11 protein-coding genes are annotated in these 15,553 nt (G+C 75.0%); 6 read left to right on the top strand and 5 right to left on the bottom strand.

What is annotated here, in order from left to right:
- Window positions 1–10: 10 nt before the first annotated feature.
- Entirely contained in the window at window positions 11–1,303 is a 1,293-nt protein-coding gene (locus D6689_12325; protein ID RMH40919.1) for an MFS transporter, read from the top strand.
- Window positions 1,300–2,067, top strand: a complete 768-nt coding sequence (locus D6689_12320) for a TIGR02266 family protein (GenBank protein RMH40918.1) — start codon at window positions 1,300–1,302, stop codon at window positions 2,065–2,067. The genes D6689_12325 and D6689_12320 overlap by 4 nt, the downstream gene beginning before the upstream one ends.
- On the opposite strand, the gene D6689_12315 is transcribed toward D6689_12320, so the two are convergent.
- Both D6689_12315 and D6689_12310 read right to left on the bottom strand, forming a co-directional pair.
- Complete coding sequence (locus tag D6689_12315) at window positions 2,060–2,827, bottom strand: general secretion pathway protein GspE (protein RMH40917.1); 768 nt, start codon at window positions 2,825–2,827, stop codon at window positions 2,060–2,062. The two genes, D6689_12320 and D6689_12315, sit on opposite strands and share 8 nt — an antisense overlap.
- A 37-nt stretch (window positions 2,828–2,864) precedes the next feature.
- On the bottom strand, window positions 2,865–9,494 hold the full coding sequence (locus D6689_12310; GenBank protein ID RMH40916.1) for a DUF11 domain-containing protein: 6,630 nt from the start codon (window positions 9,492–9,494) through the stop codon (window positions 2,865–2,867).
- Between D6689_12310 and D6689_12305 the strand changes: the two genes are divergently transcribed.
- Together D6689_12305 and D6689_12300 are read left to right on the top strand one after the other, a co-directional pair.
- Window positions 9,493–10,455 carry a serine/threonine protein kinase gene (locus D6689_12305; protein ID RMH40915.1) on the top strand — a complete coding sequence of 321 codons (963 nt, stop codon included), beginning with the start codon at window positions 9,493–9,495 and terminating at the stop codon, window positions 10,453–10,455. The two genes, D6689_12310 and D6689_12305, sit on opposite strands and share 2 nt — an antisense overlap.
- Window positions 10,456–10,618: 163 nt before the next feature.
- Complete coding sequence (locus D6689_12300; GenBank protein RMH40914.1) at window positions 10,619–10,969, top strand: PilZ domain-containing protein; 351 nt, start codon at window positions 10,619–10,621, stop codon at window positions 10,967–10,969.
- A gap of 16 nt (window positions 10,970–10,985) precedes the next feature.
- Here D6689_12300 and D6689_12295 read toward each other — a convergent pair whose 3' ends face one another.
- Window positions 10,986–11,996 (bottom strand): zinc-binding alcohol dehydrogenase family protein, encoded by a 1,011-nt coding sequence (locus D6689_12295; GenBank protein ID RMH40913.1) that lies wholly within the window; start codon window positions 11,994–11,996, stop codon window positions 10,986–10,988.
- 140 nt (window positions 11,997–12,136) lie between these two features.
- Here D6689_12295 and D6689_12290 point away from each other — a divergent pair, with 140 nt between their 5' ends.
- A complete protein-coding gene (locus D6689_12290; protein RMH40912.1) occupies window positions 12,137–12,811 on the top strand; it encodes a glutathione S-transferase in 675 nt (224 codons plus the stop codon).
- Between the two features lie 21 nt (window positions 12,812–12,832).
- Here the strand turns inward: D6689_12290 and D6689_12285 are convergent, their stop codons facing one another.
- Window positions 12,833–14,791, bottom strand: coding sequence for a hypothetical protein (locus D6689_12285; GenBank protein ID RMH40911.1), 1,959 nt, complete (start codon window positions 14,789–14,791; stop codon window positions 12,833–12,835).
- A 34-nt stretch (window positions 14,792–14,825) separates the two neighbouring features.
- On the bottom strand, window positions 14,826–15,143 hold the full coding sequence (locus D6689_12280; GenBank protein ID RMH40910.1) for a hypothetical protein: 318 nt from the start codon (window positions 15,141–15,143) through the stop codon (window positions 14,826–14,828).
- On the opposite strand from D6689_12280, the gene D6689_12275 reads away from it, so the two are divergent.
- Window positions 15,142–15,489 carry a hypothetical protein gene (locus D6689_12275; GenBank protein ID RMH40909.1) on the top strand — a complete coding sequence of 116 codons (348 nt, stop codon included), beginning with the start codon at window positions 15,142–15,144 and terminating at the stop codon, window positions 15,487–15,489. The genes D6689_12280 and D6689_12275 overlap by 2 nt on opposite strands.
- Window positions 15,490–15,553 lie beyond the last annotated feature (64 nt).

Here is a 15,553-nt window from a genome sequence, read left to right as displayed (position 1 = left end):
TGCGCGGCCGATGACCGCCCCCGACGAGCCGCCGCACGGACGGATCGCGTCGCCGTACGCGATCCTCACGGTGCTCGCGCTCGTCAACTTCTTCAACTACGTCGACCGTCAGGTCCTGTCGGGCCTGGTCGTTTTTGTGCAGCGGCCGGCCGCGAGCGGAGGACTCGGCCTGACCGACGGCCAGGCGGGCCTGCTTCAGTCGGCGTTCATGGTGGTGCACTCTGTCGCGTCCATTCCGCTGGGCATCGCGGCCGATCGGTTCGTGCGCCGCAAGATGATCGCGGTCGGCGTCGCGCTGTGGAGCGCGGCGACGGCGCTGGCCGGGTTCGCGCGGACGTTCGGCCAGCTGTTCGCCAGCCGCGCGGCGGTCGGGATCGGCGAGGCGACCTACGCGCCGGCGGCGACGGCGCTCATCAGCGAGTCGTTCTCGACCGGCGCGCGCGCCCGCGCGCTCGGCGTGTTTCAGGCCGGAATGGTGCTCGGCGGCGGCTTCGGCATCGTGCTCGGCTCGGTGGTCGGCACGTATTGGGGGTGGCGCGCGGCCTTCTTCGTGGTTGGCGCGCCCGGCTTCGCGCTCGCCGCCGCCTCGCTCGCGATCCGCGAGCGTCCCCGCTCGCGCGCGGCCGACCGCGGCCCGCGCCGGCCGTTTTCGACCGAACTCCGGCTCGTGTTCGGCGCGCGCGGCGTCGCGTTCGTCTACGCCGCGGGCATCCTGATCACGTTCATGGTCGGCGCCCTCCAGTACTGGGGACACCCGTTCATCATCCGGTACCACTACGGCGGCGACGCCTCGATGTCGGCGCGCGTGGGCGCGACGTTCGGTCCGGTCGTGATCGGGGCGGCGATCGCCGGCGTGGTCGGCGGCAGCGTGCTCGCCGACCGGCTCGAGCGCCGCATGCCGGGGCGCGGCCGGCTGCTCGTCGTCGGGCTCGGGCCGTTGCTCGGCGCGCCGTTCGTCGCGCTCGGGTTGTGGACCAATTCGCTGGTGCTGCTGTACGTGAGCCTCGGCCTCGGTACGGCGCTCAACTCGGCTTACGCCGGGCCCGTGCTCGCGGCGCTGCACGACGTCGTCGGCGCGCGCGCGCACGCCACCGCGACCGGCGCCTACTTTTTCCTCGTCCACTTTCTCGGGGACGCGTTTTCGCCGGCGGTCGTCGGCGCCATCGCCGACCGGGTCGGATCGCTGCGCGTGGGACTGTCGGTGGCCGGCGCGGTCGCGGTGCTCGGCGGGGTCGCCGCGCTGGCCGGCATCCGGGCGCGCGCCGATGCTGATAAGATATCCGGTGGAACCCGGGAGGGATGAGCGACGCTGACCATCGGCGCCATCGGCGCGAGGCCGTGACTCTGGTCGTCGAGTACGACGGGGCCGACGACCTGTCTGCCGATCTCACCGCCAACTTGTCGGAGGGCGGCACGTTCGTGCGCACGGCGCGCAGGCTCGCGGTCGGCACGGAGGTCGTCCTCCGACTGTCGTTCCCCGGCCTGGTCGCCCCGATCCGCGTGCCCGGCGTCGTGCGGTGGACGCGCGATGCCGGCGACGACGAGCGCGGCATCGGCATCGAGTTCGTCGACGGCCCGGGGCTGTCGGCCGAGCTGCAGCCGCTACTCGACCGGTTGCGGGCCCGCGATCCGAACCTCGTCGTGCCAGTCGTGCGCGTGCTCGTCGTCGAGGACAATTCTCACGTCGCGCGGCTCATCCGAGAGGGGGTCGCGGGCGGCAGTCGGCGCGCGTTCGGCGACGACCGCGCCTATCACTTCGACACCGCCGCCAACGGGCGCGACGCGCTCGACCGCCTCGCGCGCACGCATTACGACCTGCTCGTGGTCGACGTCTATCTGCCGGTGATGGATGGTGCGTCGCTGATCGCCGCGGTGCGCGCCGATCCGAAGCTCGCGCGGATGCCCATCCTCGCGGTGTCGGCCGGTGGCGACTCGGCCCGCCGCGAGGCGCTCGCCGCGGGGGCCGACGTCTTCCTCGACAAGCCGATGCGCCTGCGGGACATCGTGGCGTCGATGCGCAAGCTGATGCCGCCGCCGGGCACCGGATCGGCCGGCGGCCCTACTTGATGGCCGCGAGGATCTCCTCGCGCGTCGCCACGCCCTTTTGGACGAGCAGGCCCATCAGCTTGCGCAGGACGTCCTCGTCGCGGTGCACGAGTGCTTCGAGCTTGGCGATGCGCTCCTGCAGGTTGGCGATCGCCGCGTCGGCCGGCGCCGGCGGCGCGTGCAGCGCGGCCCCGTGCGCCCGGATCTGTGCGGCGGTCATCGCCGGCGACCCGGCGGCCGGCGCCGCCGGTCGCTCGAGGTCGACGAGCTGCATGCCGTCGGTCATCACCGCGGGATCGACCGCGACGGCCGGGTCGACGCCGGCTGCGGGCATCAGCGGCATGGACGGATTGCCGCGGCCGTAGTACTTGCGCAGCGCGCGCTCGATCATCTTGGGGCCGGCGAGGTACGGTCGCACGTTGAGCTGGGTGCGGATGCGTAACTCGTCGACGATGCCGAGGTTGGTCGGATCGGTCATCGCGACGTCGAGGAACTTGCCCTCGAGGTGGAACGGCACCAGCCCGTGCTGTTCCGCGATGTCGCCCGGCACGAGTTCGATCACCTCGTCGGGGATGTCGCGCGAATCGAGGTTGACCGCCGGAATGTTGAGCTGGCGGCTGAGCGCCTGCACCAGCACGTCCTCGGAGATCAGGCGCATGTCGATCAGGATGCGCCCGAGTTGGCCGCCCCAGCGGCGTTGCTCGACCAGCGCTGCGCGCAAGCGCGCTTCGTCCAGCACACCCGCCTCGATCAAGATTTCACCCAAGCGTTTTCGAGCCATGTCTCCTCGCGGTGGTTGGACGCCGCGCGCGCTCCGCTCAGTAATGCGCCATCAGGCGCACGAACGGTCCGTGCGCGTCGCGTTCGAGATCTCCCAGCTCGTTGTCCGAGAATCGACTGAAATTGTAGCCCAGGCCGAGGCGCAGCGTCCCCGCGATCGTATACGCGATCTCCCACAGCGTGCCGTCTCGCGCGCTGGCGGCGCGCCCCGGCCGGCCGGCGTACAGCCGGCGGACCTCGCCGGCGACCTCCCAGTTGCCGGCCACGCGATAGGCGAGTCGCGCGAGCGCGAGCACGGCATCCGTGCGCGTGACGGCCGGCGCGGCGACGGGGCTGGCGGCGGGCTCCGGGGTCTGCAGCCGCGTCTTCTTCCACGCGAGCTTGCCGGACAGCTCGAGGCGCCACGGCAGCCGCACGATCGGCGCGAGGGCCGCCGCGTGGCTCGTGGTCACCGGCGTGCCGCCCGCCCGGTCGGTCGGTCGCTGGTCGATCAGGTAGGCGTAGCGGGCGAACAGCGTGAGCCACGCGGCCCCGAGCGGCCGGTAGGCCCAACCGGCGACGATGTGGGTGTGGTCGGCCGCATCGAACCGGTCTGGCAGGTGTTCCGGTTGATATGGCAACTTTTGGTTGCTGGCGTCGACCGTGCGCAGCAGCCGGATCCGCGCGAGCGCCGTGATCTCGCGCGTGACCGCGGCGGTGGCCCCGGCGCCGGCGACGAGCTGAACGCGGTCGACGGTGTCGCCCTCGTCCCAACGCAGTTCGGCGCGCGCGCCGGCGACGACGCCGCGCCACCGCGTGATCGCGGCGCGCGCACTGGCGACGTCGCGCCGCTGGTCGCCCACCGGCGCGCCGTCGGGCGAAAAGCCGCCGAACACCTGTTGGTGTTCGTAGCCGAGGCCGATCTGCACGCCGCGGGCCACGCGCCAACCGTGGCCGAGGCCGAACACCGCGCGGTTGCGGCGGCCGAGCGGTCCGTCCTCGACCCGATATTCGCCGTAGCTGCGGCCGGAGCGGCCCGCGCGGTCGGACGCGCCGACGATCGTGGCGGCCGTGGCGCCGCCGTCCCCGGCCGCGCCGATCTGTTGGCGCACGTACATCGAACCGCCGTCGCCCAGCGGCGCGGTCAGGCCGACGCGGGTGGCGTTGTCGCCGTTGAACCGCACGGCCTCGTCGGCCGACACGACCACGCCGGGCGCGACCTCGATGTCGGCGCCGGCGGTGGCGACGGCGCCGTCGGCGACGCCGCGCAGTTGCGGGTCGTCACCGGATAGCGCGACCTGAACCTCCTGTCCCGCCCGCAGCGTGACGTGCTCCGACAGGCGGCGCGCCGCGCGCGCGCCGATCCCGGCTCGGTTGGCGTCGTGGGCCCCGGCGCCGTCGACGTAATGATGGCCGAACTCGACCGCGAAGCGCCACGGGCCGTGGCGCCGGCTCCACTGCGCGGCCGTGCGGGCGCTCGTGCGGTCGTCGACCGCGCCGACATCCGTCTCGTGGCGCACCGCCAGTGCGCCGTCGCCCATGCGGCGGACCACCTCGCCGCCCAGTTTCGTGCGCCCCTGTTCGAGTAGCGTCGCGCCAGACGAAAACCCGCTGTCGATCTGCTGCGCGTGCAGTCGCGCGGTGGTCGCCGCTCCGACCGCGAATTCCGCGGCGACTTTCCACGCCAGGTTGTAGGCCGCGGTCGCCGTGCCCGCCGGTGCGAACGTCAAGCCGCCGTCCGACGACACCGCGTTCGACGCATCGGCCGCGCGCGACGCGCCGACTTCGGCGCGCACGCGCGAGTGCGGACCGACCGTCCACTGCGCGTCGGCGCCCCACAGCATGTACGCATCCCCGTCGCGCCCCTCGGTCACCACGCCCGCTCCGATCGCCACGTCGCCGATGCGATCGCGTACGTATGCGCCGGCGGGCGGTCCGCCGGCACCGCCGTCTTCGTGCTCGTAGGTGACCTCGACGTAGACCGGGTGGCCGTCGAGCGGGCTCGCACCGCGGTCGAGGTTGTCGAGGAGCCAGCCGGAGTCCGCGACCGACGCGATCGGCGAGTGGAACAGCACCCGGCCCGACGGGTAGTCGATCGTGTAGTCGACGTCGCGGACGGCGACGCGCTCTCTCGCGATGAGGCCGCTGTCGCGATCGCGCACGACGATGCGGACGCGTTCGGAGCCTTCGGCGACGTGAGCGTGGCGCAGGTAGTACAGGGATCCGCCGGTCGCGCGAAACAGGTCGATCGCACGTGACAGGCCGGCGGTGTCGAACGCCGTGAACGCGCGGGCGCTGACCGTGTGCGCGCCGACCGAGACCGCGTCGACGTCGACCTCGGCACCGTATACGGTACGAGAGAAGCGCAGCAGGTCGCCGCCGCGGACGCCGGTGCGGATGTTGCCGACGGTCGCCGAACCGCCGCGGCCGTCTTCGACGCGCAGATAGATCGGACCGCGCGCCTGCGCGTCGCGCACCTCGGCGGCGTCATCGCCGAACGTGGCCCAGCCGCGGGCCGGGTCGATCACCTGCTCGCCGAGCGGCGCGCCGGCTGCCCGGCGCGCCGTGTCCACGTGCGCGGTGACGCGCACGTCGCGCAGACGGCTCACGACGTACAGCGCGGCGCGACCGTGCAGGCGCACTGGTCCGATGGCGATCGTCGTCGCATCGGTCATGCCGTCGATCCACGCATCGTCGGCGGACGCGCCGCGCAGGCTGTCGTAGCCGGCGACGGCGGCGGCTTCGGCCAGCCCGAGGACGAACGTCGCCGATGCGGCGACGCGCACCGGCCATTCGATCTCAGCGACGTAGCCGTCGCGGTCGGTCGATTCGATGCGCAGGGTGTGGGCGCCGGCGGGGAGCTCGACGATCGCGGCGAACCGCCCGTCGGCCGCAACGTCGATCGCGCGGCCGTCGATCGTGAGGCGGTTGCCGGGGTGGACCCGGCCGCGGACCGGCAGCGCGCGCGCGCGCAGCGTCGTTCCGGCCGGCGGCAACTCGATGGCGACGTCGGCGGCGTCGGCCCACGCCGCGGGCTCGGTCGCGGCGCCGGTCGCCGGCGCGTCGTCGGCAACCGAGGCCGGGCGCGCGGCGCGCGGCGGCGGCGGCACGGTGAGGTGAGCGCGCGCGCCGCTGGCGAGCGCGATCTCGACGGTGACGTCCTCGCCGGCGGGCACGGTGACGCGCGCGTCGATCGCACTGCCGTCGGTGGCGATCGGCTGGCCGGCGACGACCAGCGACGGCGCGGCGGCGGGTGCGGCGGGCGGCGGCGGCCGCGCGCCGAGTCGGCCGACCCGCAGCGCGTCGCCGCGGTCGCGCGCGGGCGCGGCGTCGAGCCGATAGCGATCCGCGGGAAGGCCGAGTCGGTCGAGATAGCGCCGCACCGCGCGGGCGCGCACCGCGACGGCCAACCGCTGTTCCGAGATCGGCGCGTCGGCCGGCACGGCGACCTGCAGCGACAGAGCGATGCGTTCGTCGGGCGCGAGCGCGGCGACGATCCGCGACAGATGGTTGGCGAACCGCGCGCGCAGTCGGCGGCCGCGGCTGCGAAACAGGCGGCCTCGAATCGCGAGGGCCGGCAGGTCCTCCACTGCCGGAGGCGGGTCGTACACGAACGGGCGCCTCGGCGAGGCCGCCACCACGCCGTTCGCGACCTCGACCCACAGCTCCGCCGTGTACGAACGGCCCGCGACGAGCGGGCGCGCGTCCCACTCGATCACCGGGGGCGGCGGGCCGGGGTGCCGGGCGTCGCGGATGACCGCGCCGTCGGCCGCGCGGATCACGACGCGCCACGCCGCCACCGGCAGGCGGGCCGGGATGCGCGGCGCGAGGTCGAGGCCACCTGCGGCGCGTGTGATCGCGAGGTCGACGGCGAACAGCTGCGGTTCGACCTCGCGTCCTCCGATGACGACGGTGCCGGTGGTCAGGTCGCCGCGGATCGCCAGTTCGCGGGCGGGCGGCCCGTCCGGAGGTCGTTGTATGCACAGCATCGACAGCCGGCCGTCGGCGGCGCCGACCTCGACGCACGCCGGCAGCTCGGCGACGACCTCGAAGCGACCGTCCGCATCGATCGGCACCGGCTGGCCGGCGACGGTCGCGCGCGCGTCGCGACCGTCGAGCAGGGCCTTCGGCACGTCGACGTGCGCGGCCGGACGCGCCGTCGGCCGGGCGGCCGGCACGATCGCCACGACCACGCGCCGGTTGCGATCGCGGCCGGCGGCGTCCCCGGGATCGGCGAGCAACTCGGCCGCCCCGCGGCCGCGCGCCGTGATGCGGTCGGGGGCGACGCCGGCGGCCGCGAACAGCTCCGCGACGAGCTTGGCCTCCCGCGCCGTGCGCGCCATCGCCGCGAGCCGGTCGCCGGCCCCGTCCGCGTGCACTTCGACCGCGACGCGGTCGCCGGGGCGCAGCCGCGCGACGACCGCCGCGACGCGTCGGCGCAGCTCGGCCGTGGCTCGCGGCCGCCGCCCGCCGCGAAACAGATCGCCGCGCCACACTTCCGGCTCCGGCGCCGGCGGCGCCGGCGGTGCGTCGGGTTGGATCGCAAACGGCGCCCGGCGGCTCACCGCCATGGCGTCGTCGCCTGCGTACGCGACCGCGAGCTGGGCGCTGTACAGGCCGGGCGGCAGCGCCGCGCCCGCGTCGTCGCGCCCGTCGAAGTCGACCCGCGGAGGCGGCGCGCCGGCGCCGCGCCACTGGCGAACCGTCCGCTCGAACGAGCCGTCGGGCCGGTGGCGGGACACGGCCAGCACCCACTCGCGCGGCGCGACCCCGGGCGGCGCGCCGTGGCGCAGCAAGAACCGGCCGTCCGCCGGCACGACCGCCGCCCCGGGCAAGGCGACCGGCACGCCGTCGATCGCGACCGTCGCGTCGCGCACGGAGCCGGACACCGTGACGCGCCGCCCCGGCGGTTCGCCTCGTCCGGCGGCGTCGCGCACGGTCATCGCCGGGTGGCCGCGGCGCACGACCTCGCCGGCGCAGCGGACCGGCAGGTCCACCCGCGCCGGCAGACCGGCCGTGAAATGGATCGGCCGCGCCGGATCTCCTCGCGGCGTCCCCCCGGCGAGGCTGTCGGCGTCGAGCTTGACGACGTGGACGCCCGGCCGGATCTGCGACAGGTGAAAGCGGCCGTCGGCGTCGGTGCGCGCGTAGGAGCCGGTGTCGATGTATACGCGCGCGCCGAATACGCCGCGCTCGCCCGCGCTCGGGAGCCCGTCGCCGTCGTCGTCGCAAAACACGCGGCCGACCGCGAGGCCCTCGTCGAAGTCCGGATCGGCCGCGACGCGCACGCGCGCGACCGACACGGTCGACAGCCTCACGCCCGCGGCGTCGACCATGGCCGCGCGGTTGTCGAGGTCGCCGGGGCGGACGTCGCTGCCCACGACCGCGTGATACGTGAGTTCGAGGGTCGCGCCCGCCGGCAGGTCGAACGGTCCGAACCGCGCGATCCGGCGCGATCGGCCGCCGTCGAATCGAACCGCGGCCGCCACCGGCCGGCCCGCGATCGCCGCGCGCGCGCTGTCGCGCACGACGGCGAGGCCCTGCGCCGGCGTGTCGAGCACGCTCGCGCCGCGCAGGTCGCGCGACGTGCGGTTGGCGACCGCGATCGTGTACGCGACGACGTCGCCGGGCGCGGCGGCGGGGCGATCGGCGCGCTTGGTGAGGACGACGCGCGCGGCGAGCGGGTCGACCGGGATGTGGTTGTTGAACACCGCGTCTCCCGGCCGTTGCAGATCGAACTGCAAGTAATAGGTGGTGTCGCCGTCGACCTCCGGCAGCGGCGACGTCACGACCGGACCCGCGGGCGCGAATCCGGGCCGCGGCGGGATGCGCAGCGACGGCGCGGCGTACGCCACTTGCGACGTGTCGAGCGCCAGGCGGTAGCGGCCCGGCGGCAAGTCGACGCGGTAGATGCCGTCGCCGGCGGTCACCTGTCCCTGTTGGCCGAGGCCCATGGCGGTTGCGGGCACCAGGCCGCCGCCGTCGTATTCGACGCGCACGCGCACGCCCGCGACCGGCGCGCCGGTGACCGCGTCGTAGACGCGACCGGTCGGATCGACCCGCAGATCGCGCGCGGTGCCGCCGGAGGTCAGGTCGACCGGCGGCGACTCGGCCAGTTCGACGCCGGTCGGCGACAGCACGCGCAGACGGTAGCGGCCGGGCGCGAGTCCCTCGAGGGCGTAGCGGCCGTCGCGGCCCGTGACGGTCGACGCGACCGGGACGCCGGGCGCCGCGGCGTCGACCGCCTCGACCCGGTACCCGGCCAGCGGCAGGTCGCCGCTCGCCGGATCGAACGCGCCGTCGCGCGCCGGCCCGTCGACGAACACCGCGCCGGTGACGCGCGCGGCGTCCCCACCGGCGCGCGCTGCCGCCGCTGCGGTGCACGCCGCGACCGCCGCGACCGCCGCGACTCGCCGGCGGCCCGCTGTCAATGCGTGGGCGCCCCCATCGCCGCCCGCAGTATTGCGCGAACGCCGCCGAGCGGCCAATTCGCGGGGTCGCGGCCGCGCCGCCCACCGAGCGGCAACCCCGGCGGGGCAACGGCGCGCGCGGGGCGGCACCGGCTGCGAGGAAATTCCCCGCCCCGCGGCCCCCGGGCACCACGCGCGCGCCGCCAACTGGCCGAACTTGCGTGCGCGCGCGTTGGCCGCCGTGTTGCAGTCCTGGTCGTCGCCGCCGGACCGCGCCATGCAGCCGTTCGGCCCCTACATCCCCCGCCGCATTCTCGCCCGTGGCCGGTCGACCGACGTGTGGCTCGCCGAGCGCGCCACCGCCGCCGGTGTCGCCCTGCGGGCCGCGGTCAAGGTGATCGCGCCCGAGGCGGCGGTCGCCGGGGACCGGCTGCGCGCGTTCATCCGCGAGGCGCAAGTGGCCGCCGCCCTCGCGCACCCGGCGATCCCCCGCGTGGTCGACTGCGGCGACGACCGCGGCCGGTTCTACATCGCGTTCGATTACGTCGCCGGCCGGACGCTCAAGGCGATCGCCGCGAGCGCCGCGCTGCGCCGCCGGCGCGTTCCCGACGAGGTGGCGCTCGCCGTGGTCCACCGGGCCGCCGAGGCGCTGCGCCACGCGCACGCGCGCGGCGTCGTCCACCGGGACGTCACGCCGTCGAACGTCCTCGTGTCCGACGACGGGGACGTCGCCGTGGTCGACTGGGGCGCCGCCCGCTGCGACGACGTCGCCGGCCGCGCGGTGATCACCGCGACGCGCTACTCCGCGCCGGAACTGCTCGCCGGCGCGCGCGGGGACGCGCGGGCGGACGTCTACAGCCTCGGCGCGATCTTGTTCGAACTCACCACCGGCGAGCGCGCGTTCGCCGCCGGCGAACCGGTCGCCCGCATCGCGCGCGGCGCGCTGCCGCGGCCGTCGGACGTGCGCGCCGACTACCCGCGCCCGCTCGAGTCGGTCGTGCGCCGCGCGGTCGCGCGCCGCGCCGACGATCGGTTTCGCGACGCGAACGACCTGGCCGCGGCGCTGGAGACGGTGGCAACCGAGCTGCGCGCGTCGCCCGTGCCCGCGCGTGTGCGCGCGTTTTGCGCGTCGCTGTTCGACACGCCGGCCGAGCCGATCCCGGCGCCGCCGCGGCCGTCACGCCCCCGCGGCGACGGCCGGACGCGGGTATTCGTGAGCCGGCGGCGGCGGGCCGGGTGACGGGGGCGGACCGGCGCGTCGCCGGCGAATCGCGACCGCCGCGGTCCGGGTGCACACCGAGTGTGGCGATCACGTAGGCTCGGTCGGGTAACGTGCATTACGAGGAAACCGGCGATTATCGGTTTCGCTTCCCCGCGCGGCCGCGCGGGGATACAACGGAGGTGTGAACGCGCCATCCCGCCGGAAGTTCCCGCGTGTTCCGTTCGAACAAGCCGGTTCGATGCATATCCATCGAACGCGGCGCGACCTGCCGGTGGTGGTGCGCGAGGTGTCGCCCGGCGGGCTCGGCCTCGTGTGCGAGGAGTCGAACGGGCCCGTCGCGCCCGACGCGCAGGTCACCGTACAGTTCGTCGCAGGCGGCGTCGAACTCGAGCTGCCCGGCCGGGTCGCGTGGCGTCGCGACGATGCGTTCGGCGTACAGCTCCGGCTCGAGATCGCGCCGCAGCGGCACCGCCGCGCCTACGCCCGCTGGGTCGTCGACCTGTTGTGCGCCGGCGAGCCGCGCCCGTGCTGACGCGCGCGCGGTGCGGTCACGTCGCGCCGTCTACGACGAGCACCGCGACGCCGTCGATCCGGCCGCCGGCCAGGTCGGCGAGCGCGTCGGGGGCCGCCTCCAGCGGGTAGGTCGCCACCCGCGGGCGAACCGGGATCGCCGCCGCCTCGCGCAGCAGCGCTTCGCCGTCGGCGCGCGTGTTCGCGGTGACGCTCGTGAGCGTCTTTTCGCGAAACAGGTGCGGCTCGTAGGCCATCGCCGGCAGGTCGGTCATGGTCACGCCGGCGAGCGCGCAGGTGCCGCCCGGCTTCAGCGCGCGCAGCGCCGGCGGCACGACGGCGCCGGCCGGGGCGAACACGATGGCGCTGTCGAGCGGCGCCGGTGGCGGCTCGTCGACCGCGCCGGCCCACGCGGCGCCCAACTCGACGGCGAGCGCGCGGTGCGACCGTCCGCGCGTCGCGACGTAGACGGTCGCGCCGCGATGGCGGGCGAGTTGCAGCACGACATGGGCCGATGCGCCGAAGCCGTACAGGCCGAGCGCACCGCTCGGCGGCAACGCGGCGCGCGCCAGCGCGCGGTAGCCGATGATGCCCGCGCACAACAGCGGCGCCGCTTCGACGTCGGTGAACGCATCCGGGATGGTGTAGGCGAACGCCTCGGGCGCGACCGCGTACTCGGCGTAGCCGCCGTCGGCGTGGTAGCCGGTGAACTGCGCGTTCGGGCACAGGTTCTCGCGGCCGGCAGCGCACGCGTCGCACGCGCCGCACACGCTGCGCAGCCACGCGATGCCGACGCGGTCGCCGACGCGGAACCGGCGTGCGCCCGGCCCGAGGGCGTCGACCACGCCGACGACCTGGTGGCCGGGAATGACGCGGTCGCGCACGGGCGGGAGGTCGCCCTCGACGACGTGCAGATCGGTCCGGCACACGCCGCACGCGCGCACCCGCACGCGCAGCTCGCCCGGCCCCGGCACCGGGTCGGGCAGGTCGGCGGCGACCAGCGGCCGGTTCGCGATCGGCCCGGGTTGGGTGACGACCAGCGCGCGCATGGCGCAAGTATACGCGCGCGGCCGGACCGCGACCGCCGCGGTGGCCGCGCCGCGGGTGGTGCGTCTCCGCGCCGGTCCAGTTCGGCCGGGTTGCGCGGCCGCGCTGTCGCGGCGGCGGCGCACGCGCTACGGTAGGAGACATGATCGAGTTGTTCACCGCGCCGACTCCCAACGGCCACAAGATCTCCGTTGCGCTCGAGGAACTGCAGCTTCCCTATCGCGTGCGGGCGATCGATCTGATGGCCGGCGAGCAAAAGCAGCCCTGGTTTGTCGAACTCAACCCGAACGGCCGCATTCCGGTCATCCGCGACGAGGACGAGGATGGATTCGTCGTGTTCGAGTCGGGAGCGATCCTCGTTTATCTGGCCGAGAAGACCGGGCGGCTGATGCCGGCCGACCGCAAGGGGCGGTCGCGGGTCCTGCAGTGGCTGATGTTCCAGATGGGCGGGGTCGGGCCGATGATGGGCCAGGCCAACGTGTTCTACCGCTACGCGCCGGAAAAGATCCCCTACGCGATCGAGCGCTACCAGCGCGAGAGTCGCCGGCTGCTCGAAGTGTTGGACAAGCAACTGTCTCGTGGCGACTACCTGGCGGGCGACTACTCGATCGCCGACATCGCGAACTTCTGCTGGGCGCGGACGTACGAGTGGAGCGGGATCGACATCGACGGCCTCGACCACTTGCGCCGTTGGCTCGAAGCGATTGCGGCGCGGCCGGCGGTGCAGCGCGGGCTCGCGGTGCCGCCGCGGCCCGACGCCGACACCCCGGACGCCGCGAACAAACTCGCGGAGGCCGCCCGCAAGCTGCTCGTGTGAGCGCGCGGCGGCCCGCGGCGGTCACGGCGCGACGATCGTGGCGACCCCGTCGGCCGCCAGCGTCGCGAGGAACTCGGCCGATTGGCGGCGTGCGTCCTCGCGGTCGAACACGACGAAGTGGCCGTCGGACCCGGGCACTTCGTCGTACTGAAGCAGGCCGGCCGTCGCGCCTCCGGCGTTGCCGGCGACCGGCGGCGCGAGCGGCGTGAGGCCGCGCAGCGCCAGGCCGTCGATCGGCTCGATCACCGGCTCGATCGGCGGGATCGCCATCGCGACGGCGAACGCGCGGATCGCCGGGTTGGGCGTGAAGCGGTCCGGCAGGCCCTCGGACTGGAAGATCGACTTGGCGTCGCCTCCCTGCGGCGGCTCCCGCACCAGCAGCCGCGCGTAGGACGCGGGATCGGAGCCGTCGAGCCACATCTGCAGCATCGCCAGCACCGGGTTGAACTCGTCGAGGGGCACGTCGCGGATCAACACCGCGAGCAGATCGGGGATGTTGACCGGCTCGGTCTTGTGTAGCAGCGACAGGTACAGCAAGCCGCCGGCGCCGCTGAGCACCGCGCCGCGCACTGACGGCTCGACCGCGAGCCAGGGCGGGCCGGTGAGGCCGCCCTGGCTGTGGCCGAAGAACATCGCGCGGCCGGCATCGAATCGCAGTATGGCGTCGCCGTCGGCGACGTCGACGGCCGTCACGAGGCGCAGCAGCGTCACGTTGTCGACCGCGCCCTGCAGGGTGTTGTTGCGAGCGGCCTGTGGGTTTTGCAGGTTGAAAAACGCGATCTCCGGCGATGTGCCCGGGTTGCGCGGCCCGTGCAGCACTTGATCGATGCCGGCGACGGCAAGGCCGCGGCGGGTCAGTTCGGCGGCGACGCCGTTGCGCACGAACGTGTGGTAGTCGCCGCCGGTGCCGTGGGCGTACAACACGATCGGCCACCCGTCCGCCGGCGGCGTGCCCTTCGGGATCGCGAACGCGACGCGCATCGGCTCCATGCGCTGGACTGCGGGCAGTCCGGTCGCCGGGTCGGTCACGATGGCGCCGCCGTCGGGGATGTAGGGCACGTCGCCGGCCTGGAAGTTGGGCGCGTCGTAGGCGGCGTCGTACAGGTAGAAATCGGTGCGCTCGTCGACGCGCGCGAGGTCGCGCAGCGCGGGCGGCGCGACCGCGAGCGCCGCCTGTCGCAGCCGCGTCATCGGGCCGGTGACGTCGGCGGTCGTGAACACCGCGGCAGACGCCACGTCGGCGCGCTCGTCGCCGCCGGGCTCGTCGAGCCAAGCGCGCAGCGGCGCGTACAGCCGGTGCGCGCGCGCCAGGTCCGGGTCGGCCGGTGCGGCGTCGGCGAGGATCGCGTCGAGGTCGGGCGGGCGCGCGACCGGCGAGCCGTCGGCCGCGCGGACGCGGCGCGTGACGACGGCGGCGTAGGTCGTGCGCTCGCGCAGCACGAAACCCGGGTACGGCAATACGGCGAGCCAGTCGGCGCCGATCGTCTCGCCGGGGTAGTGCTCGAACCGGAACCGCAGCGGCCTGCGCTCGCCTCGTTCGGGGGAGTCGGGGTCGACGTCGACCAGGTACACCGACGCGCCGTCCGCCGCCGCGGCCGCCGGATCCGCAGGCAGCGACGCGGGATCGATCGGCGCGGTAAAGCGAAAGAACACCGGCGCGTTGACGCTGAAGAACCGCTGTTCGGCGGCGATCGCCTCGATGTAGTTGTCGATGAGCGCGTTGGGGCGCACGTAGTCGGCCAGATCGATGCGCCCGTCGTCGCCGGCGCGGATGTCGTTGGGAAACGGCAGCGCGTAGAAGCCGGATGGCGGCGGGCCGCCGGCGCGCGGCACCTCGAACAGCGCCGCGCTCGGGCCCGCGCCCGCGTCGGCGGTCGGACCGGCGTCGCCGGCGCACGCGGCGAGCGCGGCGGCGAGCGCGGCGGCGACGCCGCGGCAGGCGGACGGCGAGAGCAGGGCGGCGAGCGGGCGGCTGCGCATGGCTCGGCCAGAATACGCGGGTCGGAGCGCGCCGTCAGCTCCCGGCTTCAGCGGCGCGGCGGGTCGACATGGCGGGCGCGCCGCGCGACACTGCCCGCATGCCGCGTCGTCTGTCGAGAGGGTCGAGGACGGCGGCCGCGTGCAGCGCGGGGGTTGCGCTGTGGGCGGCCGCTTCGTGCGGCTCGGTTCCGGCGCGTCCGGCCGCGCCGCCGCCGCCGGCGACGGCGACGCCGACGAGCGCGGCGCCGGCCGCGCCGGGGGGCTCGGCGGCCGGCGGTCCGGCGCACGCCACGCCCGCCGCGGCGACGGCCGCGCGGCCGGTACCCGGTCGCGACAAGCCGTGGGCGGCCATGGATCGGCGCGAGCGGCTGGACGTGATGAAGACCCTCGTGATGCCGCGCATGGCGGAGGCGTTCCGCGCGTTCGACCCCGACCGATACGCCAAGCCGACCTGCCTTACGTGCCACGGCGACGGCGCGGTCGACGGGACGTTCGCGATGCCCAACCCGGAGTTGCCGGCCCTCGACTTCGGCGCCGGTTGGCCGGACTACGCGGCGCGCCACCCGCGCGTCGTCGCGTTCATGAAGGACGTCGTCAAGCCGGAGATGGCGCGGCTGCTCGGCCTGCCGGAGTGGACGGAGGCCGAGCCGGCGGGGTTCGGCTGCTGGTCCTGCCACCCGCGCGGCCCGGCGCGCTGACCGCTTCCGGCGGGCTGGTGCGCGCCGGCGCGCCCGCGAGGGGGCGAGATGCGAGGCGCGGTGC

Source organism: Deltaproteobacteria bacterium (assembly GCA_003696105.1).
In the GTDB taxonomy this organism is placed as follows: Bacteria; Myxococcota_A; Polyangia; order Haliangiales; family J016; genus J016.
Note: the sequence above shows the minus strand (reverse complement) of the source record. Positions and strands in the feature narration are given on the sequence as shown.

Coding starts and splice junctions, on each gene's coding strand:
- D6689_12325 (RMH40919.1), top strand. CDS start 11: ATGACCGCCCCCGACGAGCCGCCGCACGGACGGATCGCGTCGCCGTAC.
- D6689_12320 (RMH40918.1), top strand. CDS start 1,300: ATGAGCGACGCTGACCATCGGCGCCATCGGCGCGAGGCCGTGACTCTG.
- D6689_12315 (RMH40917.1), bottom strand. CDS start 2,827: ATGGCTCGAAAACGCTTGGGTGAAATCTTGATCGAGGCGGGTGTGCTG.
- D6689_12305 (RMH40915.1), top strand. CDS start 9,493: ATGCAGCCGTTCGGCCCCTACATCCCCCGCCGCATTCTCGCCCGTGGC.
- D6689_12310 (RMH40916.1), bottom strand. CDS start 9,494: ATGGCGCGGTCCGGCGGCGACGACCAGGACTGCAACACGGCGGCCAAC.
- D6689_12295 (RMH40913.1), bottom strand. CDS start 11,996: ATGCGCGCGCTGGTCGTCACCCAACCCGGGCCGATCGCGAACCGGCCG.
- D6689_12290 (RMH40912.1), top strand. CDS start 12,137: ATGATCGAGTTGTTCACCGCGCCGACTCCCAACGGCCACAAGATCTCC.
- D6689_12285 (RMH40911.1), bottom strand. CDS start 14,791: ATGCGCAGCCGCCCGCTCGCCGCCCTGCTCTCGCCGTCCGCCTGCCGC.
- D6689_12275 (RMH40909.1), top strand. CDS start 15,142: ATGGATCGGCGCGAGCGGCTGGACGTGATGAAGACCCTCGTGATGCCG.
- D6689_12280 (RMH40910.1), bottom strand. CDS start 15,143: ATGGCCGCCCACGGCTTGTCGCGACCGGGTACCGGCCGCGCGGCCGTC.